Origin of the sequence: Streptomyces himastatinicus ATCC 53653, from assembly GCF_000158915.1 — a bacterium.
Classification (GTDB): Bacteria; Actinomycetota; Actinomycetes; order Streptomycetales; family Streptomycetaceae; genus Streptomyces; species Streptomyces himastatinicus.
Window position 1 is genome coordinate 1,571,164 of sequence record NZ_GG657754.1, and the last position, 917, is coordinate 1,572,080.

At 75.2% G+C, this 917-nt stretch carries 1 protein-coding gene; it reads right to left on the minus strand.

The window, feature by feature from the left end:
* Nucleotides 1-139: 139 nt before the first annotated feature.
* Entirely contained in the window at nucleotides 140-712 is a 573-nt protein-coding gene (locus tag SSOG_RS05965) for a hypothetical protein (protein WP_009713307.1), read from the minus strand.
* Nucleotides 713-917: the final 205 nt, after the last annotated feature.

A 917-nucleotide genomic window follows, 5' to 3' on the forward strand; every position in this document is an offset into this window, starting at 1 on the left:
GCCCCAGGACGGGGGGCCGGGGGTATCCCCGGTTTCGCGCGAAGGGGCGGGGCAGGGGAACGAGCACCGCCACACCCGACAGGCGCACGGTCGGACCAAAACGGGGCCCGGGGTATCCCCGGCGGGCGGCGGGGCGCCGTTAGACCTGGGACGTCCGCGTCGCGATGAGCCGGAGCCGGCCGCGGATGACTCGCACGGCGGCCTCCGCATCGTCCACCGTCACCGTGAAGATCCGCCCGTCCCCCAGCCGCAGCACCAGCCCCTCACCGCGCCGCACCACCACGGCCGTGCCCTTGTCGGGGCGCCATCGGTAGCCCCAGCCGCCCCACTGGCAGGGCGTGACACGAGGCGCGACGTCGGCGTCGACCACGTCGCTGAGGGGGATGCGGCGGCGCGGCAGCCCCATGTGGCCGCAGCGGACCTCCAGGCACTCCTCGTCGACCCGCACCGCCACATGGACGAAGGCAAGGGTGCCGAAGAGCATCAGCAGTCCGGCGGCGAGGCAGCCGATGACCGACATCAGGAGCGGTGCGAGTCCGGTGGTCCAGGGGGAGGCGACGGCCAGGTCGATGCCGAGCGCCACGCACGCGGCGCCCACGGTCGCCAGCACCCACTGCATCCGGTTGTGGGCATGACCGGTCCAGACCGCGGGCGTGCCCTGGCCCGGGGTCTGCTTGCCGTGGTGATCGGGGTCCTCGGCGTGGGGCCTCATGTCTGGCAGGGTACTCACGTTCCGCTACCACGGCAGCCGACGGCGGCGTTTTGGCCGGTGGGAGAGGCCCGGGGTCAGCCGCGCGCCGACGCGGCGGGGGCCAGCAGGCCGCCCTCGGCGTAGGCGAGCGCGGCTTCCGGGAGCGTGGCCTCGCGGCCGCTGAGGATGACCGTGAGGGTGCCGCGGGGCCGTCCCGGCCGCGCCG